21 protein-coding genes and 1 pseudogene are annotated in these 20597 nt (G+C 50.7%); 11 read left to right on the plus strand and 11 right to left on the minus strand.

The genetic code is table 11. From position 1 onward, the window contains the following. Positions 1–6 precede the first annotated feature (6 nt). Positions 7–2115 (plus strand): putative cobaltochelatase, encoded by a 2109-nt coding sequence (locus DXY30_RS08340; RefSeq protein ID WP_115094951.1) that lies wholly within the window; start codon positions 7–9, stop codon positions 2113–2115. A gap of 51 nt (positions 2116–2166) precedes the next feature. Here DXY30_RS08340 and DXY30_RS08345 read toward each other — a convergent pair whose 3' ends face one another. Together DXY30_RS08345 and DXY30_RS08350 are read right to left on the minus strand one after the other, a co-directional pair. Continuing rightward, a complete protein-coding gene (locus DXY30_RS08345; protein ID WP_115094442.1) occupies positions 2167–3027 on the minus strand; it encodes an MlaD family protein in 861 nt (286 codons plus the stop codon). A 5-nt stretch (positions 3028–3032) separates the two neighbouring features. Continuing rightward, positions 3033–3791 carry an ABC transporter ATP-binding protein gene (locus tag DXY30_RS08350; protein ID WP_170951231.1) on the minus strand — a complete coding sequence of 253 codons (759 nt, stop codon included), beginning with the start codon at positions 3789–3791 and terminating at the stop codon, positions 3033–3035. Between the two features lie 149 nt (positions 3792–3940). Here DXY30_RS08350 and yvcK point away from each other — a divergent pair, with 149 nt between their 5' ends. Further along, positions 3941–5296: a gluconeogenesis factor YvcK family protein gene (gene yvcK / locus DXY30_RS08355; protein WP_115094444.1), complete on the plus strand. Its 1356-nt coding sequence runs from the start codon at positions 3941–3943 to the stop codon at positions 5294–5296. Between the two features lie 7 nt (positions 5297–5303). On the opposite strand, the gene DXY30_RS08360 is transcribed toward yvcK, so the two are convergent. The 3 genes from DXY30_RS08360 to DXY30_RS08370 are packed head-to-tail and all read right to left on the minus strand — an operon-like array spanning position 5304 to position 6972. Further along, positions 5304–5870 (minus strand): NAD(P)H-quinone oxidoreductase subunit J, encoded by a 567-nt coding sequence (locus DXY30_RS08360; RefSeq protein WP_115094445.1) that lies wholly within the window; start codon positions 5868–5870, stop codon positions 5304–5306. Further along, positions 5867–6607: an NADH dehydrogenase subunit K gene (locus tag DXY30_RS08365; protein WP_115094446.1), complete on the minus strand. Its 741-nt coding sequence runs from the start codon at positions 6605–6607 to the stop codon at positions 5867–5869. The genes DXY30_RS08360 and DXY30_RS08365 overlap by 4 nt, the downstream gene beginning before the upstream one ends. 2 nt (positions 6608–6609) lie before the next feature. Beyond that, positions 6610–6972, minus strand: coding sequence for an NAD(P)H-quinone oxidoreductase subunit 3 (locus tag DXY30_RS08370; protein ID WP_011363234.1), 363 nt, complete (start codon positions 6970–6972; stop codon positions 6610–6612). Positions 6973–7055: 83 nt separating this feature from the next. On the opposite strand from DXY30_RS08370, the gene DXY30_RS08375 reads away from it, so the two are divergent. From DXY30_RS08375 to DXY30_RS08400, 6 genes are all read left to right on the plus strand, one after another. Further along, a complete protein-coding gene (locus DXY30_RS08375; RefSeq protein ID WP_115094447.1) occupies positions 7056–7454 on the plus strand; it encodes a rubredoxin in 399 nt (132 codons plus the stop codon). 9 nt (positions 7455–7463) lie between these two features. Next, a complete protein-coding gene (locus DXY30_RS08380) occupies positions 7464–8465 on the plus strand; it encodes a photosynthesis system II assembly factor Ycf48 (protein ID WP_115094448.1) in 1002 nt (333 codons plus the stop codon). Positions 8466–8536: 71 nt separating this feature from the next. Beyond that, complete coding sequence (gene psbE, locus DXY30_RS08385) at positions 8537–8785, plus strand: cytochrome b559 subunit alpha (RefSeq protein ID WP_115094449.1); 249 nt, start codon at positions 8537–8539, stop codon at positions 8783–8785. Positions 8786–8788: 3 nt separating this feature from the next. Further along, a complete protein-coding gene (gene psbF, locus DXY30_RS08390) occupies positions 8789–8929 on the plus strand; it encodes a cytochrome b559 subunit beta (protein WP_115024892.1) in 141 nt (46 codons plus the stop codon). 9 nt (positions 8930–8938) lie between these two features. Beyond that, positions 8939–9058, plus strand: a complete 120-nt coding sequence (locus DXY30_RS08395; RefSeq protein ID WP_006852026.1) for a photosystem II reaction center protein L — start codon at positions 8939–8941, stop codon at positions 9056–9058. 10 nt (positions 9059–9068) lie between these two features. Further along, positions 9069–9269: a photosystem II reaction center protein J gene (locus DXY30_RS08400; protein WP_115094450.1), complete on the plus strand. Its 201-nt coding sequence runs from the start codon at positions 9069–9071 to the stop codon at positions 9267–9269. 102 nt (positions 9270–9371) lie between these two features. On the opposite strand, the gene DXY30_RS08405 is transcribed toward DXY30_RS08400, so the two are convergent. Continuing rightward, complete coding sequence (locus DXY30_RS08405; RefSeq protein WP_137006824.1) at positions 9372–9878, minus strand: hypothetical protein; 507 nt, start codon at positions 9876–9878, stop codon at positions 9372–9374. Between the two features lie 88 nt (positions 9879–9966). Here DXY30_RS08405 and DXY30_RS08410 point away from each other — a divergent pair, with 88 nt between their 5' ends. From DXY30_RS08410 to DXY30_RS08420, 3 genes are all read left to right on the plus strand, one after another. Further along, a complete protein-coding gene (locus DXY30_RS08410; protein ID WP_206749525.1) occupies positions 9967–11148 on the plus strand; it encodes a sulfotransferase family 2 domain-containing protein in 1182 nt (393 codons plus the stop codon). Positions 11149–11620: 472 nt separating this feature from the next. After that, a complete protein-coding gene (locus tag DXY30_RS08415) occupies positions 11621–12364 on the plus strand; it encodes a CatB-related O-acetyltransferase (RefSeq protein WP_137006825.1) in 744 nt (247 codons plus the stop codon). Continuing rightward, positions 12361–13119, plus strand: a complete 759-nt coding sequence (locus DXY30_RS08420; protein WP_115094454.1) for a sulfotransferase family 2 domain-containing protein — start codon at positions 12361–12363, stop codon at positions 13117–13119. The genes DXY30_RS08415 and DXY30_RS08420 overlap by 4 nt, the downstream gene beginning before the upstream one ends. 499 nt (positions 13120–13618) lie before the next feature. On the opposite strand, the gene DXY30_RS08425 is transcribed toward DXY30_RS08420, so the two are convergent. From DXY30_RS08425 to DXY30_RS08445, 5 genes and pseudogenes are all read right to left on the minus strand, one after another. Beyond that, positions 13619–16294, minus strand: coding sequence for a glycosyltransferase (locus DXY30_RS08425; protein ID WP_115094455.1), 2676 nt, complete (start codon positions 16292–16294; stop codon positions 13619–13621). Positions 16295–16698: 404 nt separating this feature from the next. Then, positions 16699–17015: pseudogene (locus DXY30_RS14180) on the minus strand (sugar phosphate nucleotidyltransferase); the annotation flags it as partial. A 213-nt stretch (positions 17016–17228) separates the two neighbouring features. Next, entirely contained in the window at positions 17229–18245 is a 1017-nt protein-coding gene (locus DXY30_RS08435; RefSeq protein WP_115094456.1) for an NAD-dependent epimerase, read from the minus strand. Next, complete coding sequence (locus DXY30_RS08440) at positions 18245–19648, minus strand: nucleotide sugar dehydrogenase (RefSeq protein WP_115094457.1); 1404 nt, start codon at positions 19646–19648, stop codon at positions 18245–18247. Before DXY30_RS08440 ends, DXY30_RS08435 begins: the two co-directional genes overlap by 1 nt. Continuing rightward, on the minus strand, positions 19645–20595 hold the full coding sequence (locus tag DXY30_RS08445) for a UDP-glucuronic acid decarboxylase family protein (protein ID WP_115094458.1): 951 nt from the start codon (positions 20593–20595) through the stop codon (positions 19645–19647). Before DXY30_RS08445 ends, DXY30_RS08440 begins: the two co-directional genes overlap by 4 nt. Positions 20596–20597: the final 2 nt, after the last annotated feature.

Genomic DNA, 20597 nt, shown 5'->3' on the forward strand with positions numbered 1-20597 from the left:
GAGTTCATGGCCGCAAGCGGTGTCGCAATCAAAAACGACCAAGCGACCCGCGCCTTTCCTCTGGCTGCAATTACCGGACATGGAACCCTCAAGCTCGCCCTTTTGTTGGCGGCAGTCGACCCAGGCTTGGGCGGTGTGGTGATTGCCGGTGGACGCGGCACCGGCAAATCAGTCTTGGCCCGTGGGCTGCACGCCCTGCTCCCACCCATCGACGTTCTGGATGCAGAAGGTGGCGTGGGCCGCAACCTCGACCCACAGAACCCAGAGGAATGGGATTCGGCCACTCGAAAGCGGATCTCAGGTGAAGCCCCCTCCACCGTCATCCCCGCCCCCTTCGTCCAGATCCCGCTCGGCATCACCGAAGACCGTCTAGTGGGTGCCGTGGATGTGGCCGCCTCGCTCTCCAGCGGCAGTGCCGTTTTCCAGCCGGGCCTGCTGGCGGATGCCCATCGCGGCGTGCTCTACGTCGATGAACTCAACTTGCTGGACGACGGCATCGTCAACCTGATGCTGGCGGCCGTAGGCAGCGGCGAGAACCGTGTCGAACGGGAAGGTCTCAGCCTCAGCCACCCCTGCCGCCCCCTGCTGATCGCCACCTACAACCCGGAGGAAGGCAACATCCGCGATCACCTGCTGGATCGCTTTGCCATTGTGCTGTCGGCCAACCAGTTGGTGAGCACCGAGCAGCGGGTGGAAATCACTAATGCGGTCATCAGTCATGGCCAATGCAGCCGCAGCTTTGCCGAAAAGTGGGGGGAAGAAACGGATGCCCTGGCCACCCAGCTGCTACTGGCACGCCAGTGGCTGCCGGATGTGCAGATCAGCCGCGAACAAATCGAATATCTGGTGACTGAAGCCATCCGCGGCGGCGTGGAAGGCCACCGCTCCGAGCTCTACGCAGTACGGGTGGCCCGGGCCCATGCGGCCCTCAGCGGCCGGGATCGGGTGGACGCCGAAGACCTCCAGGTGGCCGTCGCCCTTGTGATCGCACCGCGGGCCTCCCAGATGCCGCAACCGGACCAGCAGATGGAACCGCCGCCGCCGCAAGACCAGGAGCCACCGCCACCGCCGCAGGACCAGGGGGATCAGCAACAGGACAACCCACCCCCACCACCGGAGGGATCGGACGACGAGGAGGCCGACCCACCGGAGGACAACACCGAGGACGACAGCAGCGACGACGACGAGGGTGACGGCGAGGAGGATCAGGCTCCACCGGCGGTTCCCGAAGAGTTCATGCTCGATCCGGAAGCGATCGAGGTCGACCCCGACCTGCTGCTGTTCAACGCCGCCAAAGCAAAAAGCGGCAACAGCGGAAGCCGTTCGGTGGTGCTCAGCGACAGTCGTGGTCGCTATGTGAAACCGATGCTGCCGCGCGGTCCGGTCCGCCGGATCGCCGTGGACGCCACCCTGCGGGCCGCCGCGCCGTACCAGAAGATCCGGCGGGAACGGGAACCCGGTCGCACCGTGATCGTGGAAGAGGGCGATCTCCGGGCAAAGCTTCTGCAGCGCAAAGCCGGTGCCCTAGTGGTATTCCTGGTCGATGCCAGCGGCTCGATGGCCCTGAACCGGATGCAGAGCGCCAAGGGCGCCGTGATCCGGCTGCTGACCGAGGCCTACGAAAACCGCGATGAAGTGGCCCTGATCCCCTTCCGAGGCGATCAGGCCGAAGTGCTTCTGCCCCCCACCCGCTCAATCACGGCGGCCCGCCGCCGGCTGGAATCGATGCCCTGCGGCGGCGGTTCACCACTAGCCCATGGCCTCACCCAGGCCGCCCGTGTCGGTGCGAACGCACTGGCCACTGGCGATCTCGGCCAGGTGGTGGTGGTGGCGATCACCGACGGACGCGGAAACGTGCCACTCAGCACCTCTCTGGGCCAACCCGAGCTGGAGGGAGAGGAGAAACCCGACCTAAAGCAGGAGGTGCTGGATGTAGCAACGCGCTACCGGATGCTCGGGATCAAACTGCTGGTGATCGACACCGAGCGCAAGTTCATCGGCAGCGGCATGGGGAAAGATCTCGCCGAAGCCGCCGGAGGCAAATACGTGCAGCTGCCCAAGGCAAGCGATCAGGCGATCGCAGCTGTGGCAATGGATGCGATCACCAACATCTAAAAACGAACGATATCGACTGCAAATCGTGAATGAATTGGAACAATATCGTGCTTACTGAGCGGTCTGGGCCGGGTAAATCTCACCAAACAACTCACCCAAGCCAATAGTGAGATTGCGAACGCCCTGCATGAACTCAGGATCCCCTGTGAGTCGAGCCACATCGCCGCCGACCGCATCGATCTTGGCGGTGAGCTGCGCGGCATTGGCGGCCGTCTGCTTGAGCTCACTCAACGTCTGGGGATTATCGAGAGAGGACGCAATGTTGTTCATATGCGCCGTCGCCGCCTCCAGATTGCGAATCACGGGAACAGCCTTGGCCAGCTCGTCCTGAAGCTGCACGGTCAACAGCTCGAATTCCTTTGTGGTGGCCTCAATCTGCTCCAGTGATGCAGCCACATTTGGGATGACCCGTTCCTGCTGAGCCTGGGCCAGCAGCTCTTGCAGGGTTTCCGTCACTGTCGACAGGCTGGCCGCCTCACGCCCTTCCACAGTGCTGCCATCACAGAGTTGCTGTTCAGCCCGGCAGTCAGCAGCACGCGGAAGAGGGGCACCTTTGGGCAACGGTGTGCCGCGACTGACGAGAGAGACCTGCGCATCTCCCCCCAGCAGGGAACCGGAGGCCACCGTGGCCGTGACGGGCAGCGACAGGAGCAGATCACCTTTGTCGATTTCGAGCTCAGCCACTACCGCTTCGGGCGTCACCGCAATCGAGCGCACCGAACCCACCAGGATCCCCCGATAGGTCACAGGGGAGCGCTCCGCCAGCCCAGCCGCTTCGTTGAAACGTGCGGTCAGGGTCCAGTGGCTGGAGCCCAAACGAACACCTCGCAACCACAAGGCCGTGGAAGCAAAGCCGATGATGCCGCCGATCACAGTGAATCCGACGATGGCATCACGAACGCTGCGTCGCATGGTGATCAGTGCTCCGCCGGTTGCATCGGTCCGCGCAGGCTACCCGTCCTGAACTGCACGACATAGGGGTTGTCTGTGGTGCGGAACGCATCCACTGAGCCTTCCCACTGAAACTGGCCGTCGTAAAGCATCACCACCCTTTCAGCAGACCGTTCGATCGTGCTGCGTACATGACTCACCACCACCGAACACCCCTGCGCCACGGTGGTGGTTTTCACAATCAAGTCCTCAATCCGCGTGCATGCCACAGGATCGAGGCCTGCCGTGGGCTCGTCGTACAGCAGCAAGGGCATCGACTGATCCCCCCTCTGGGGATCATCAATCAGCGCACGGGCGAAGCTCACCCGCTTCTGCATACCACCACTCAATTCCCCGGCATAGAGGTGGGCCACGTCATAGAGCCCAACAGCTTCGAGGCAGGCATTCACACGATCACGAATCTCCTTCTGCGACAGCTGCGCCCGTTCCCGCAGCAGGAAACCAACGTTCTCCTCCACCGTGAGGGAGGCCAGCAAGGCGGGGTTTTGGAAAACCAGCCGAACGTCGGGCGGATCGGTCTGGTCTAGCCGTAGATAAGTCTGTGGTTGGTCGAACACGCGCAGTTCACCGCTGGTGGGCAACTGCAGACCAGCCAGCAGGCGCAGCACCGTTGACTTTCCCGCACCCGATGGGCCCACCACGGCCAACCGCTCCCCCGGGTGCAGGGTCAGATTGACCCGATCCAGCACAGGCTTAGGTCCCCACTGCATCGTGAGGTCCCGCATCTCCACGACGGGTTCAGACTGCGGCACGATCTGGGCCGAAAAACACAGACATCCTGCCGCCTTTCAACAAGCTCCGTACAGTTTGGTGAACTTGCGGACCAAGTCTTTCCTTGGCGCCAAAGACCCCGAAAAGTAGACGCCAGGCCCGGATGATGCGCGACATGCGGCGTCGGGATCTGATGACCCGATCCCAAAGGGCAGTGCGCTGGCTGCAACCCGGCCTGGTGGTCAAGCGCTGGCTGCTCACATCCGGGTTGGGGCTGTTGATGGCTCTGTTGGGTGCCGCCATCTGGGCCGATCTGAAACCGATTTACTGGATTTTGGAAACCCTCAGCTGGCTGCTGGGCACCCTCACCACCGTGTTGCCCCGAGAATTTACGGGGCCACTGGTGGTGTTAATCGGCAGTGGCCTGCTCCTCTGGGGTCAAAGCCGCAGCTTCGGCTCGATTCAACAGGCTCTCGCCCCCGACAAAGACACCGTGCTGGTGGATGCCCTGCGGGCCAAGAGCCGCTTGAACCGGGGCCCCAACATCGTGGCCATCGGCGGCGGCACCGGCTTATCGACCCTGCTGAGTGGTTTGAAGCGCTACAGCAGTCACATCACCGCCATCGTCACCGTCGCTGATGACGGCGGCAGCAGCGGTGTGCTCCGGCGGGAATTGGGGGTGCTGCCCCCAGGTGACATCCGCAACTGCCTGGCGGCACTCTCGACAGAAGAGCCTCTACTCACCCGCCTTTTCCAATACCGCTTCTCGGCCGGTAGCGGCCTGGAAGGTCACAGCTTCGGCAATCTTTTTCTTTCAGCCCTGACGGCCATCACGGGCAATCTGGAAACAGCCATCACCGCCTCCAGTCGTGTTCTGGCAGTTCAAGGACAAGTGGTGCCTGCCACCAATGTGGATGTGCGGCTCTGGGCAGAGCTCGAAAACGGTCAACGGATCGAAGGAGAGAGCAACATCGGAAACGCCCCCAGCCCCATCGTTCGTCTGGGCTGCATTCCAGAACGCCCTCCTGCCCTACCCAGAGCGCTCGAAGCGATCGCCAACGCCGACCTGATCGTGCTCGGGCCGGGCAGCCTCTACACGTCTCTGCTCCCAAATCTGCTGGTGCCGGAGCTTGTGAGTGCCATCAAACGCAGCCGAGCACCACGGCTCTACATCTGCAACCTGATGACACAGCCCGGCGAGACCGACGATCTGGATGTGCGCGGTCACATCCGTGCGATCGAAGCGCAGCTGGCCAGCCTCGGCATTGAACCCAGGCTGTTCAATGCCGTTCTTGCCCAAGACGACCTTCCACCTTCAGACCTGGTGCGCCACTACCAAAGCCGGGGTGCGGATCCGGTTCGCTGTGATGCCGAAGGGCTTCGATCGGATGGGTATGACGTCACCCAAGCACCTCTGCAGGGAGTCCGTCCTACAGCAACCTTGCGTCACGATTCCCGCAGCCTGGCTTTAGCAGTCATCAGGTTTTACCGCAGCCACCGCTCACAACACGCATCCTGAGACGCGATCAATAAGCGTCCTGCATTTCGTAGAAATCTGGCTGGACGTAGTCCTTGCGCAACGGCCAACCTTTCCAGTCCTCCGGCATCAAAAGACGCTTGGGATGGGGATGACCCTCGAATTGAATGCCGTACATGTCGAACGTTTCACGCTCCTGCCAATCAGCTCCACGAAATAGGCCGTAGATCGATGGAAGCGACGGGGTGCCCTCACGGCTGAGGAACACTTTGATCCGCACTTCCCGCAGCTTTGCGGAGGGATCAGCCGCCATGGCTTCAACCTGTTCCGCCATTGCCAACAGGTGGTAAAAACAAACCAACTGCTCGCCAGGCCCTTCGTCATACCCGCCCTGGCACTGCAGATAATCGAAGCCATTGCTCTTGAGAGCCGCAGCAATCATCGGGAGAACGGGAGCTTCCACACCGATCTGCTCAACGCCAAGATGATCGGGCTCAAGGCTGTTGTGATCGAAGCCTTGCTTGTTCAGCCATTGGCTTACCGGACCAGGCTCGGGCGCAACGACAGCACCAGCTTCATCGGAAGCGGCAGGTTTGTTGGAGGGGGTTTCGCTCATGACTCGACGGGTTCAGCAGCAGGGGTGAGCACGGCGGCATCTGTGGCCAAGGTCTGACCGGCTGGAGCAGCAGCAAGGGCAGCTTTTTGGGATTCGGCACGCAGATATGAGCCCGTGACCACAGGTTCAACGCGCTTCATCTGGTGGGTCACCGTCATGTAGCGATGGGTCTGTTGATGCTTGCGGCGCTCAGCCAGAGACTCATCACCAACTTTCTTACGCAGCTTGATCACCGCGTCAAAAATCGCTTCAGGCCGGGGAGGGCAACCCGGCAGGTAAAGATCAACGGGAATCAGTTTGTCAACTCCGCGCACGGCGGTTGTGGAATCAGCGCTGAACATGCCACCTGTGATGGTGCATGCGCCCATGGCAATCACATACTTCGGCTCTGGCATCTGCTCGTAGAGCCGCACCAACGCCGGAGCCATCTTCATGGTGACCGTGCCGGCCACAATCAGAAGGTCTGCTTGACGCGGTGAGCTTCGGGGCACCAGACCAAACCGATCAAAGTCGAAGCGGGAACCAAGCAGCGCTGCAAATTCAATGAAGCAGCAAGCGGTTCCATACAAGAGAGGCCACAGGCTGCTCAGACGTGCCCAGTTATGCAGGTCATCCAGGCTGGTGAGGATGACGTTCTCGCTGAGGTCGTTGGTCACGGTCGGAGCACCGATCGGACCGCAGCTCGCTTCCCGCAGGTCGCGAACCGCCGCAATGGAGGGGGAGGTGTTCTCAGACATGGCTAGCTCCACTCAAGGGCGCCTTTACGCCAGGCATAGGCCAAGGCGACCAAAAGGATGGCGATAAAGATCAGGGCTTCGATGAAGGCCAACAAGCCGAGGCGGTTGAAGGCCACGGCCCAGGGGTAAAGAAACACGGTCTCGACGTCAAAGATGACGAAGACCAGCGCAAACATGTAATAGCGGATATTGAACTGAATCCAGGCCCCACCAATAGGCTCCATACCGGATTCGTAGGTGAGCTGACGCTCACCAGCGCGGCTCTTGGGTGCAACCAATTTGTTGGTAACGAGAGCCAACACAGGCACTGCTGCAGCGATCAGCAGAAACCCCAGGAAGGCGTCGTAGCCGGGCAGGGCAAACATGGAGGTCCCCGTAGTCCGATGCAGTCTGGCATTCACTGCCGGGAGTTGTCGTCGATAGAGTCATTCCGCCAAGCAAGACAGCGGTGAGCGACGAACAACAGTCCGTCCAGCCGGCAGAAACCACCGAAGCGGTGGGAACCCCGGTTGAAACCGCTCCAAAGAGCGACCCACGAACCCACCGTTTCGAATGTCGCAGCTGCGGCTACGTCTACGACCCGGATGAAGGGGTGAAAAAGATCGGAATCGAACCAGGCACGGCCTTCGTTGATCTCGACCCGATGTCGTTTCGTTGTCCGGTATGCCGCAGCAGGGTGGCCGCCTTCCGCGACATTGGCCCCCGCAGCAAAGCCAGTGGTTTCGACGAAAATCTCGACTTCGGTCTTGGCGTCAACCGTCTGACCCCAGGCCAGAAAAATGTTCTGATCTTCGGCAGCCTCGCCCTCGGCGTCGCCTTCTTCCTATCTCTCTATTCCCTGCGCTGAGGTCCCGTCATGAAACGTCTACTCAACTCCGTAACCCAATTGCTACTGACGATGGTGCTCGGCATCAGCCTCAGTGGGTGCGTCACCACTCATGTTCCGATAGCGACATCGAGTCCATGGCAAGCCTTGGACCTCGACACTCAAGCGAATCCATTGGATGTGGCCTTCACCGACAGCCGCCACGGCTATCTGGTGGGCAGCAATCGCATGATCCGAGAAACCAACGACGGCGGAGCTCACTGGAACGAACGCAGCCTTGATCTTCCCGACGAAGAGAACTTCCGTCTGATCAGTATCGATTTCAATGGTGATGAAGGCTGGATTGCCGGACAGCCCGGATTGCTGATGCACAGCGAGGACAGCGGCCAGAACTGGACACGACTTTTCCTCGACACAAAACTACCCGGCGAGCCTTACTTGATTACAGCTTTGGATCGTCACTCAGCGGAGCTAGCCACCAACGTGGGTGCTGTCTACGAGACCCACAACGATGGGTCGAGCTGGGAAGCGAAGGTGACCGATGCAGCGGGAGCCGTACGAGATCTGCGACGCAGCATTGACGGAAGCTATGTGAGTGTGAGTGGCCTAGGCAACTTCTATGCCACTTGGGAACCGGGCGATTCTGTCTGGCAAGTCCACCAGCGCGTGAGCAGTCAGCGCCTACAAAGCATCGGCTTTCAACCCGACGGCAATCTATGGATGGTCGCTCGCGGCGCCCAAATACGCCTCAACGACGAGCCCGGGGATTTCGACAGCTGGAGCAAAGCCATCATTCCCATCACCAATGGCTACGGCTACATGGATCTGGCCTGGGATGACGACGGCGCCATCTGGGCCGGTGGCGGTAACGGCACGCTTCTCGTGAGCCAAGACGGGGGCAACAGCTGGCAGAACGATCCCGTTGGCGACCGTCAACCAAGCAACTTCACGCGCATGATCTTCGACGGCGAGCACGCTTTTGTGCTCGGAGAGCGCGGCAATTTGCTGCGCTGGGTCGGCAACGCTGTGTAACTGAGGTGCAGCCTCAGCCTCACCTGACCAGCGCCACCTCCTAAGATCATCGTCCTGACACGCCAAGCGCCATGGCCGCCGGCTCAACAGGAGAACGTCCGTTCTTCGAAATCATCACGAGCATCCGTTACTGGGTGATTCACGCCGTGACACTCCCTTCCATCTTTTTGGCTGGGTTCCTGTTCGTGTCCACCGGCCTGGCCTACGACGCCTTTGGCACCCCACGCCCCGACGCCTACTTCCAGGCATCCGAAAGCAAGGCTCCCGTGGTTAGCCAGCGTTACGAGAGCAAATCCGACCTCGACATTCGTTTGAAATAAGCCATGACACAAGCTCCCCCCGTCTCCACGACGCCACGCAATTATCCGATTTTTACGGTGCGATGGCTGGCACTTCACACCCTCGGCATCCCGACGGTGTTTTTCCTTGGCGCTCTCGCCGCGATGCAGTTCATCCGCCGCTGATTCCGATTCATGGAACGCAATCCCAACCCCAACAACCTTCCGGTCGAACTCAACCGCACCAGCCTCTACTTGGGCCTGCTTTTTGTCTTCGTGACAGGCGTGCTCATGTCCAGCTACTTCTTCAATTGAGGTTTATTTCATGAGCAGCAAAAAATCCCAGTTTCCCGACGGAAGGATTCCCGATCGTCTTCCTGATGGTCGTCCAGCAGTGCCCTGGAAGTCACGCTGGACCGAAGGCGTACTACCTCTATGGCTAGTTGCCACAGCAGGTGGCATGGCAGTTTTATTTGTTGTGGGGCTCTTCTTTTATGGCTCTTACACAGGCGTCGGCTCAGCATGAATACTTTACGAACACTTATCAAGTCAATGCACAAAAGACTTAATGGCATTTATTAAATAGATTTAAATGCAAATTCACATATTGATTGCATAGCTCAAAGCTTCAATTGCTTTCTTCAGCAAATTGCCTAAGCAATGATATCATCCGACCATTAAGCCTGTCTGAAGCGGACAAAACCTCAGACTGAGTACGGCTAAGCAAGAAGAAATGCTCCAATTCTTCTTTGACTTGCTTAGCTTGGAGCTGAAATAATTCAGCCTCTTTGTTGGTATCGATGGCAGCAGCTTGAGCACCCTCAAGTTGCTGCTTTAATTGAGCTAACTCCTGATTAACCTCAGCCTTCTCATTGGTAAGAGCATCATGCTGCCTCTTCAACTCAGCTAACTTATGGTGAAGATCGACCTTTTCATTAATAAGAACGTCATGCTGCTCCTTCAGTGCAGCCAACTCATGCTGAACTTCACGCTTCTCTGTTGTTTCAACAGAAAGACTTTGATTAGCAGCTTCTAGCTTAGTGGTCGACTCAGAAAGCTGTAATTTGAGCTCATTTAAAGTTTGCTCCGATGCTATAAGGGCATCGACAGCATCGATTATGCTACGAATCTCCAAAAAACAAACTATACCCAAATGCCATTATAGCACAAGGTTGATCTTTATTTGAATATAGAGTAAAATAATAATTAATCTGGTGCAAGATTTGGAAAACTTTGAAACACTAAAGATTGCGCTGAAGATGCTCTCAGCCGAGCTGGAAGAAGAGCAAAAGGCAAACCAGCTATTCAGGGAAGCATGCATGGACTTATTTCCCTTTCATGCCTATACAAGCACACGACCCGATGTTGCTGAATGGGCCAAGAATGACAAAAGCAAAATAATCGATCATTTTATTACTTATGGCCACAAAGAGCTAAACATAAGAGAGGTGATTGAGTACGAGAAGAAAATGTTATCGAATAGAAAACTAGAAATAGTAGTCAAGCACTTCAGAGATGTATACGATAGTTTAAATGAAGAGGATGAAAAAAGAAAAAATAGCACCCAGCGAAATCTTATATTTAGCAAAACACTGGGAGACTATCGCAGCTTAGACGAGAACGAGGCCCATATATTTGCACAAAAAAAGACATTAGCCCACCTTAGAAGTAACAGCATATGCACTTGGATCCCAAAAAATGCTTGCTCAAATTTAAGATTTTCGATAGCACTTGAAAATGGATTTATATCATCAAAAAATGACATAGGGTGGATTCACAATAACACCGAGACCTTTTACGCATCCAATAAAGAGCTATTAAAAGCAGAATATTGCTTTGTCATACTGAGAAATCCATTCAAGAGACTACTTTCCTATTTTCTCGACAAATTATGCCACAAGAAGTCTGCTTCAGAAAATGATAAGAGCTACATGGGAGCGCAAGAACTATTCAATGTCACCGATGAAACTACATTTGAACAAATCGTATCAGCAATATGGAATCAGCCAGAGCTGATTGAAAAAGATATACACTTAATACCTCAATGTGACTTCTTAGTATACAAAGACTATGATGACTATTTTCAATTTGAAATGTACGCTGAGCTTAATTCAAGCCTGGAAAAGAAGTTAGGTCTACAAATCATTGATGTACGTGACTTTAATACAGTTCATACTAGCAAAGGACTAAAAACTTCTGACGCGATAAACCATAAAAACACAGTGAGAGAAATCAACAACCATCTAAAGAAAGGAGAAAAGCCAATTCCCATAAACATGTACACCAATGAAATGACAAAAAAAATGGGCGCAATATATTTTAATGATATTTTACTCTACGCAAAGAAATTAAATAATGGCGCAAAAGAATTAGAGCCATGGATAAATAAACTTGTGACACATTGAATAACGATGGTTCAATAGCTGCTAAGTCTTGACAATGCTGAAACACTTATAGGCAAGACCTCAAGCAGCTATCAAGCCGAAAAGAGGGTATTTCAGAGCATTTATATAATATAAATTACCAAAGTAAAATTTTTCGTATTAGAAGAAACAAGATTTATTAAATCAATAGAATATTAATGGAAGTCATTGAGAATAATCGGATCCATCAAAGCTGCAAAATAAGAGCGGATGATACGACCAATACCATTGTTTGCCAAGTAGTATTTTACCGCAAATAGACTTACTAGTAGATTAAGGTATACTCATTGAGTAAAAAGTAGGGACAAGGTGTTCGCGGAAATCAGATACTATGCAATCCCTAATAATTAAAAACGGCTTAATCAGGTAACTTAAAGGAGCAATCAAGTTGCTACTAAGGGAAAATATCTCCTTGGAGCGATCCATAATGCTTGTGCCATGCTAAAATAAATAATTGGTAAATCCAGCCAAGATGAAATCAATTTATATCACCAAGTCTATTTATGAGAAATTAATCGCGACAGGAATTCTTTTTGAGAGGCCGCATGGCTTTCAATTGCCTTTAGATAGTTGCTTTGAAGGCCCTTGCAACTTAAAAAGAATTGCAAGTGAAGCAAAGCTGACAATCGGAGCATTTAGCTATTGCGTAAGCGGCTATTTTTTTGGCGCTAATATTGGCCGCTATTGCTCATTTGGAGAGGGTGTACAAATTGGAAGGCACTCTCATCCTCTAAGCTTTGGAAGCACTTCCCCAATATTTTACAATGAACAAAGTGCTATTTTTGGGAATGCATTTAAATCCAATCATCTTTATGATAAATTCTCTTTCTCGGAGCCGCCAACTAAATTTAAAGAAACATTTATTGGCAACGATGTTTATATAGGACATGAAGCTTTAATCATGCCTGGATTAAAAATAGGCAATGGAGCAGTGATCGGTGCTAGATCTGTAGTAACAAAAGATGTGCCCGATTATGCAATAGTAGCGGGTTCACCAGCAACAATTCGTAAAAGTAGATTTTCAGAAACAATTGCCAACAAACTATTAGAGTCAAGATGGTGGGATTTTTCCCCTAAACAACTAGCGAAGGTCGAAATAGATAAGCCGGATTCATTTATTGAAGAAGTAAAAGTGTTGCGCAATGCTCACACAAAGACTTACGCCCCACAAAAAGTTTATTTATCGTACTTCCAATGAAAGCATCCCCTCGCATTGCCTTTCTCCATATACCAAAAACAGCAGGCCAATCTATTCATCACCAAATTTCTACTATGTATGATAGTGACGAAATCTGCCCAGCAAGAACAAATGATCAATTATATAAGATGAATATATCTGATATAAAAAAATATAATTTTTTTTCAGGGCACTTAGACTGGTCAATCATCAAATTAGCTGGACCATTTGATTACACTTTTACGGTTACAAGGGATCCCATAGATAGAATTATTTCTTTTTACTTTTACATTGCAAAAGAAGCAAAAAGATTTTTAAAGGCAGGATCAAAATTACCACCAGGAATGATATTTTGCCACGATAGCAGTCTAGAAGAATATTTTAATGCCAAAGACAACAATATGCGGCAATTCATACTAGATCACTACGATAATTTTTATTCGTATTATTTTGCATCTGGAACCTATTCAGGGAATCGTCTACTAGTAAATAATTTATCTGGAGATGATATTTTACGTCTAGCCCTTATCAATTGCAAAAGTTTAAGCAAAATTTATGATATAAGCGAATTAGAGAACATTAAAAATGAAATAGAGAGTAAATTTTCCGTGACGCTTCCTGAATTACAGGAAATAAATAAAAATTTATTGTCAACCCCAAATAGTAGGAGCAAAGAATTAGATCTCCTAGCTCAAGGCTGGAATTGGAAAGCAAAATTTAGTGAACTATCGAAATTAGATTATCAACTTTTAAATAGGCTAAGAGCAACAGGTTAAATTCTTTAACAACAAATAAACTATTAGTATGTATTCCATAAGAAAAGTTTCCGCCATAATTTAACAGGAGGCATATCTAAATTCCATAATAACTAGCATGTAAATTAGGTTCTTAATGCTAGAAGATATTGATTGATAAAAATTCTGATGAACGCACGACGTCTATTTTGATTAACGAGCATTATGTCAACAACTTAGCTATATCATTAGCTTGCATTAATGGTAGACAGCAAGGCTTGCTAAGTAACTTATATTCTTCAAGGTAATTAAGATTTCAAGTCAATTACTGAGTATGGCAAATAATCTTAGAAATATTTGATCATCAGCGTATTGACTAGTCAAAATCTCAATATATTATTAGTGCAAATATATTGAAACGACTTTTACATTGAATGACTCTATAATAATTGAAGTTAGTCATGATGCTGCTAGCTGCTGTTATGCTTAACAGTAAAGTTGCAAGACAGCGATTATCTAGTAAATAAATGATGCTTTGAGATCAATATTTAGTAACTTCTAATATTTGCTGGCAAATTTTACTTGCCATGTGAGAACGCAGAATAGTTCCAAAGCCTGACTGAGTGACACGTTCAGCTGGTGCACCGAGATTAACTACAAATGGCCATAGTTTATTATCAAATGCTAAGCTAAGCGTATATGAAAATGTTTCTGGCCAAGGTGACAAGAACAACGAAAATTGAACTTTGTATGTTTTAATAAGATTGGGAAAATCATTTTCTTCATAAGCTCCATGAATATAAACAAAAGAGAAGTTTCTGAGTTCCGTATTTTTACAAGTAAAGCCAATAATATATATATCAATGGGTAGTTCATGCGCATGAATATATCTACAAATATCTAAAAGTGTATATATGCCTTTATTAGGGCCAATCGCACCTATAACTGCAATTTTTATACGATTGAATTGATCATAGTGACTGATTTTGAATTTAGGATTATTTTCAGCATTATGAGTGCTGTCATCATGGGGTATAACATGAGATATATTTTCAATCTGATAAAAATTTGTGAAAATATCCATAGCTGCTTGTGAGGGGAATATTAATTCGTTTGCATGATTAATAATGTTCTGCATTGTTTCTTGGTAGAATACAGTATCTTTGTTTATCGCAATAGCTCCTTTTGTTGATTTAACTAAGTTCAAATCTGCCACTAAATTACATAAGCGATGTTCTCCTGTATATTGAAATCTAGAGTTAAGTAAATTTTCAAATATTGAAATCCAATGATAGTCATGAATGAAGAGGAATGAGTAAGACTTAGTAAGTAAATCCTTTGCCCACTTCCAAGAGCCATTGTCAGGGAAATCTATAAGCGAATGAAGTAGTGTATAGTCAAGTATTTCAAGACTCGATAAATTTATGATCTCATCTTCGGACATAATAGATAATTCAATTGTCTGAATGTGTGTATCTTTGCTTTTCTCTGGTTGAATGAGTCGCAGACTAATAAGCCCTGAATCCTTTATGGGAATCAAAAGACAATGAATCGCATCTGCATACTTTTGCGCATAGTCGATTATAAATTTATGCGTCCCACCACCTCTATTATGACATATATGAAGAATAATCTTTTTGCTTTGCTTGCTTTTGATATACTTAAGATAATTAAAAATACCTATATTTTTATACTTTTGCAAGGGATCATTGAGGCAATACATATAAATCATTTCATCATACTTTTCATGCATGATATTTAATTTTGCTAGATTTTTTTGCACTAAGTCATTCTTATTCGGGCCAAATGAAACTGATTCACTATGATAAATATATACTTCTGGGCAACAAATATTTCTAAAACCTTCTTTCGCGATTCGCCTTGAAAGATCGTTTTCTTCTCCATATCCCTTACCAAAAACAGGGTCAAAAAGTTGATTGAGTGAGAGCCTAGTGTTCATTATGAGAACACAAAAGCCATGGCAGCTAGGAACATCCACTAATTCAAGCTCTGATGACTTGAGAAGTAGATTATTCGTTTCTTCAATATTGATATGTGGAAGCAATGCTTGAATCTTGGTATTAGGAATAGGAAACGAAAATATAGATGCTTGATTACTTAAGGGTGTCACTGTAGCAACTATTTCGTCAGCTTTTGCGTATTCATACATTTTTTCTATCCATAATGTTTTTGGGCAAATAATATCAGAATTAACAAGAAGTATTTCCTCGTCATTTTCTACATACTCAAACATATTGTTGCAATTACCTATAAAACCAAGATTTACTGGATTGTCAATAACAGTAAATTGCTCATTAGACCCATATAGTTCAAGTATTCTTTCTTTCATCTCGTGGTTATTGGGATTATCAAGGCCAAGAATAAAACGCACATTAGATTTATTAATTTTGCTATCATTAAAGTAATTCTTGAATGAATCTAAGGCATTAATAGTTTCATTGATGCCATTATAAATAGGCATTAGAATAGCTATTTTCGGAGGATTTCCTTTGCTTGAATGTAACTCTGACTTTGGTGCTAGTATGTTGGCATTATTAGTTATTTTTGCTAACGATTTCCACTTATCAAGAGGCAGTATTTTTGCCATGAATTGGTGTTTATAATCAACATACTCAAGTACAAGATTCATCGAATCTACATCTAGATGTGATAGAGAATGAAAGATATTAATTGCATAACCCTTCATGCCTTTCGCCTTAAAAGTTTCGGTCACATCAGGCCTTTCGCAAATAATTTTCATTGTCCAAGATACTTCTTGTTGATTGATACGAAGATAAAATGGACGCAGTACAAAACAAGAACCTTCCACGACAATCCACCCAGATAGTCGTCCAGGCAGGGTATTTTCTATTTCTATAGCCCAAGCCTTACAAGGAATATTAAACTTAAAACTAGTATTGTCTTGGAGAAAGACACATGCAGCTACAGCTTCATTAGGAGCCAAAAGGGGAGGATATGGAATATTTAATTCAGATTCTTTATATTCACTAGTCGCAAAAACAGCTTGGTTCTTTACAATATTATTTGATTCGTAAATAATAGAAAATTTTGAGATTTTGCATGACTTTAGGCCAGCCAAATTAATCGTTATTTCGTTAGATATTTGAGATGCCTTAAAAAAGGTAGTCGCTATTTTTAGTGTAGACCTTGGATCGTCGTTATTCAGATTATCAGTGGTAAAAAGTGAATTAGTCATCGTTGGGTTTAAATTTTTAAAAAAGACGTTTTAAGAGCTAGTGGTTCGAAGTATTGCTCTGGGTGGATCCCGATAGATCAAAGCATTGAACATCGTACTTGGCAATCCGCCAGCCATTAGTGCATCGTTTTGGATGGTCGAGGGACAAGAGTAAGTTGGCAGATAAATCGTTATGAACGCTGTAGCGATGTTGCCATCTTAATTCTCTACTGATGCAAGTTGGCTTCATTGCACAATGAAGATCGTTACTAGGCCGATCGGTGACCTGTCTAATCGAGTCAAGAGAGTATTGCTCCCACTTAAGGAGTTGATCGAGTTGACGGCAAATGGTTTCCACCACCTAGCGATTGTTTTTCACAATGTCCTCCCACACAATAACTGCAGCCATTCGCGCAGTTGCGCACCCCCAACACCAGAGCAGCGGGGTGCCGCCAGGAAGTCAGCACCAATCAGAAAAGCCTGGGCCGATCCGTCCGAGCTTGATAGCACGGCGTAATCGACCGTTATGCTACGGAGGCTGCCATCTCCTAGCAATCACTGAATCCTGTGTGTCGTGAGGTGTCGTGAGGTGTCGTGATGATAGTTAGCTCGCAGATGTTGGCCAGAGCATCAGGGTGCTGAAGGTAGTAGATCATCGGTTTGTCGTAACTGATAACAGCTGTTTGCTGACGTCCTGGGTGATCGGATACAAGCGCGTACCGCTACCGGCAGGAAGGATGATTCACCGTCGCTTGAATGCGGTGCTCATCAGCTGGCTTACCAGCGTGAAGTCGGCGCCATTACAGCAGGAGTCTTCTTGCACTCAGCAACGTAAGCATCAAATACTTATCTAATCATTTTTCAAAATAAAAAAACAAATCCGTGAATAATATATAAAAAGAAGCAACAAGATCAAAAAAACACGAAAGAAGTAGGAAATCACCGCAACACACTATCAAACATAATCGACAAACCAATTTGCAAATTCACTAATCCCATAGACAATTGACGTGGAAGGCTTGAAATCGATCCACTCTTCAAGAGCGGATGTATCAGCGGCAGTCGCAACCACATCCCCAGGCTGCATTGGCTGAAAATCCTTAATCGCTTCTCGACCCAGGGCTTCCTCCATAACCTCAATGAAACGCAACAGTTCGATGGGCTGGCTGTTACCGATGTTGAACACCCGATGCGGTGCCGCCGCGGTAGCTGGATCGGGCTCAAGCGGATCGAACTCAGAATTGGCAGTTGCTGGCTTATCGCAACATCGCATCACGCCCTCAACGATGTCATCGATGTAGGTGAAGTCGCGTTGCATCTTGCCGTGGTTGAACACCTTGATCGGCTCACCGGCCAGGATCGCCCTGGCAAATAGCATCGGAGCCATGTCTGGCCTACCCCAGGGGCCATACACCGTGAAAAAGCGCAGACCAGTGGCCGGCACTCCATAGAGATGGCTGTAGGTGTGAGCCATCAACTCGTTGGCCTTCTTGCTGGCCGCGTACAGGCTCACCGGATGGTTCACCGGCTGCCGCTCATCAAACGGCAGGTTGCGATTGCCGCCATAGACCGAGCTACTGGAGGCATACACCAAGTGGCCTACACCGTGATGGCGGCAGCCTTCCAAAATGTGACCAAAGCCCACCAAATTGCTCTGGATGTAAGCCGCAGGATTTTCCAGGGAGTAGCGAACACCAGCCTGAGCCGCCAGGTTGACCACAACAGAAGGCTTCTCTTCAGCGAAGAGTCCCATTAGAGCTTCACCTTCTTCCAAAGCCATTCGCTCGAAGCGCCAGGCTCCCTTAGGCGCAACAGATTCGATCTGACCCAGACGAGCTTGTTTGAGAATTGGGTCGTAATAGTCGTTCAGGTTGTCGAGGCCGACGACCCGATCACCGCGTTGCAACAGCCGCTGCGACAGTGCCGCACCGATGAAACCGGCCGCACCAGTTACAAGAACAGTCTTAGCCATCAACCTTCTCCATCCCCCACACGCCAGAGGGTGAGGCCCGCCGCTCTGACCTGTCCGGGATCAGTAACAGCCCTGGCATCAAAAACCCATGCCGGTTTACGCATCTGGCCAGCCAGAACCATCCAATTGAGATCGCAGTACTGCTGCCATTCGGTGAGCACCAGCACGGCATCAGCCCCCATCACAGCATCTTCAACGCTGCCGGCCTCCACCCAATTGCCAGTTCCACTGAGAGCGTCCAGCTTGGGCGCTGCATCCTGTTGAAGGTCCTGGACCATCTGGTGAGCAGCCACCTTGGGATCGTGAATGGCCAGCTGAGCACCTTCCTCCAACAGGTCGCGGCAGATGCGAATCGCCGGCGCTTCGCGGGTGTCGTTGGTGTCGGCTTTGAAAGCAAAACCAAGAATCGCCAACCGCTTGCCGGTCACGGTGCCAAACAGCTTCTCCACCACTAGCCGAGCAATGCGGTGCTGTTGCCACGTGTTCAGAGCCACCACGCTCTCCCAGTAATCCGCCACCTCCGGCAGGCCGAAATGCCGACAGAGATACACCAGGTTGAGGATGTCCTTCTGGAAACAGCTACCACCGAACCCCGGCCCAGCATTGAGGAATTTCGGGCCGATCCGGCTGTCGGTGCCAATCGCCCGGGCCACCTCGCGAACATCGGCTCCACTTGCCTCGCAGAAGGCAGCAATGGAGTTAATCGAACTGATCCGCTGCGCCAAAAAGGCATTGGCCGTTAGCTTGGAAAGCTCACTGCTCCAGAGATTGGTGCGCAGAATCTGCTCCTCGGGAACCCAGTGGGCGTAGATCGCGGCAAGGGCATCGATCGATGCCGAATCATCACCACCAATCAACACCCGATCAGGGGCCTCCAGATCGCGGATGGCCGTTCCCTCCGCCAAAAACTCGGGATTAGAGAGCACCGAGAACGTGCGCTGATCCTCTCCCTCACTGGCTGCCTCCAGGATGGTTTTGATTGCGGCAGCCGTGCGCACGGGCAGGGTGCTCTTCTCCACCACGATCGTGTGACCGGTGGCCGCCTGAGCTACCTCACGGGCACATGCTTCCACCCAGCGGAGATCACTGGCCTGACCGGCTCCCAGCCCCTTGGTTTTGGTGGGCGTATTCACCGAAATGAACACCATGTCTGCAGCCGCAATCGAAGCCGCCACATCGGTAGAGAAATGCAGGTTCCGCCCCCGCGCCCGTTCCACCACGCAGTCCAGCCCGGGTTCATACACCGGCAACTTGCTGAGGTCGGCGTCGTTCCAAGCATCGATGCGCGCCTGGTTGATGTCCACCACTTGCACTTGAATCTGCGGGCAGCGATCGGCGATCACCGCCATGGTCGGACCGCCCACATACCCCGCACCGATGCAGCAGATCCGTTGAATCGTCACGTCCCGCAGCCTTTGGCGATTTCGAGGAGATTACGGAAGGAGTCGATAGTGGGAGCAAGACCCTGCTCCAGTGGCACAGTCGGCTGCCAATTCAGCTCCTGACGGGCAAGGTCAATAGCCGGCTGCCGCTGGCGAGGGTCATCCAGCGGCAAAGGTTTTTCCAGCAACGGCAGATCCGGCTTGATCTGCTGCCGCACAAGCACAGCCAGCTCTCGGATCGTGAATTCATCGGGATTGCCGAGGTTGATCGGGCCGGTGTGGTCGCCGTTCATCAGGCGGATCAAGCCCTCAATCAGATCGGTGACATAACAAAAAGAACGAGTCTGGCTGCCATCGCCATACAGCGTCAGCGGCTCGCCCCGCAGGGCCTGGACAATGAAATTGCTCACCACCCGGCCGTCATCAGGGAGCATGCGCGGGCCATAGGTGTTGAAGATGCGCGCCACCCGCACCTCAACACCATTCATACGCTGGTAGTCAAAACAGAGCGTTTCGGCGATGCGCTTGCCCTCGTCGTAGCAACTGCGCACACCGATGGGATTGACGGAGCCCCAGTAACTCTCAGGCTGAGGATGAACCTCAGGATCTCCATAGATCTCACTCGTGCTGGCCAGCAGCAGCCGCGCGCCTACCCGCCGGGCCAACCCCAGCATGTTGTACGTGCCGAGAAAGCTGGTCTTGGCGGTCTTGACGGGATTGAACTGATAGTGAATCGGCGAGGCAGGGCAAGCCAAATGCCAAATCCGATCCACCTCCAGTTTGATCGGTTCGGTGACGTCGTGACGAATGAGTTCGAACCGGGGATGGCCAATCCAGCGCGCGATATTGGCCTTGCGCCCGGTGAAGTAGTTGTCCAGACAGATCACCTCTTCACCGGCTTCCATCAGCCGGTCGACCAAGTGCGAGCCGAGAAAGCCGGCACCGCCAGTAACGAGGTGGATCTGCATCC

It is taken from the genome of Synechococcus sp. UW106, assembly GCF_900474015.1.
GTDB lineage: Bacteria > Cyanobacteriota > Cyanobacteriia > PCC-6307 > Cyanobiaceae > Parasynechococcus.

Coding starts and splice junctions, on each gene's coding strand:
- DXY30_RS08370 (WP_011363234.1), bottom strand. CDS start 6,972: ATGTTTGCCCTGCCCGGCTACGACGCCTTCCTGGGGTTTCTGCTGATC.
- yvcK (WP_115094444.1), top strand. CDS start 3,941: ATGATGCGCGACATGCGGCGTCGGGATCTGATGACCCGATCCCAAAGG.
- DXY30_RS08445 (WP_115094458.1), bottom strand. CDS start 20,595: ATGCAGATCCACCTCGTTACTGGCGGTGCCGGCTTTCTCGGCTCGCAC.
- DXY30_RS08420 (WP_115094454.1), top strand. CDS start 12,361: ATGAAAGCATCCCCTCGCATTGCCTTTCTCCATATACCAAAAACAGCA.
- psbE (WP_115094449.1), top strand. CDS start 8,537: ATGGCCGCCGGCTCAACAGGAGAACGTCCGTTCTTCGAAATCATCACG.
- DXY30_RS08365 (WP_115094446.1), bottom strand. CDS start 6,607: ATGTCTGAGAACACCTCCCCCTCCATTGCGGCGGTTCGCGACCTGCGG.
- DXY30_RS08360 (WP_115094445.1), bottom strand. CDS start 5,870: ATGAGCGAAACCCCCTCCAACAAACCTGCCGCTTCCGATGAAGCTGGT.
- DXY30_RS08340 (WP_115094951.1), top strand. CDS start 7: ATGGCCGCAAGCGGTGTCGCAATCAAAAACGACCAAGCGACCCGCGCC.
- psbF (WP_115024892.1), top strand. CDS start 8,789: ATGACACAAGCTCCCCCCGTCTCCACGACGCCACGCAATTATCCGATT.
- DXY30_RS08345 (WP_115094442.1), bottom strand. CDS start 3,027: ATGCGACGCAGCGTTCGTGATGCCATCGTCGGATTCACTGTGATCGGC.
- DXY30_RS08380 (WP_115094448.1), top strand. CDS start 7,464: ATGAAACGTCTACTCAACTCCGTAACCCAATTGCTACTGACGATGGTG.
- DXY30_RS08395 (WP_006852026.1), top strand. CDS start 8,939: ATGGAACGCAATCCCAACCCCAACAACCTTCCGGTCGAACTCAACCGC.
- DXY30_RS08350 (WP_170951231.1), bottom strand. CDS start 3,791: ATGCGGGACCTCACGATGCAGTGGGGACCTAAGCCTGTGCTGGATCGG.
- DXY30_RS08435 (WP_115094456.1), bottom strand. CDS start 18,245: ATGGCTAAGACTGTTCTTGTAACTGGTGCGGCCGGTTTCATCGGTGCG.
- DXY30_RS08400 (WP_115094450.1), top strand. CDS start 9,069: ATGAGCAGCAAAAAATCCCAGTTTCCCGACGGAAGGATTCCCGATCGT.
- DXY30_RS08425 (WP_115094455.1), bottom strand. CDS start 16,294: ATGACTAATTCACTTTTTACCACTGATAATCTGAATAACGACGATCCA.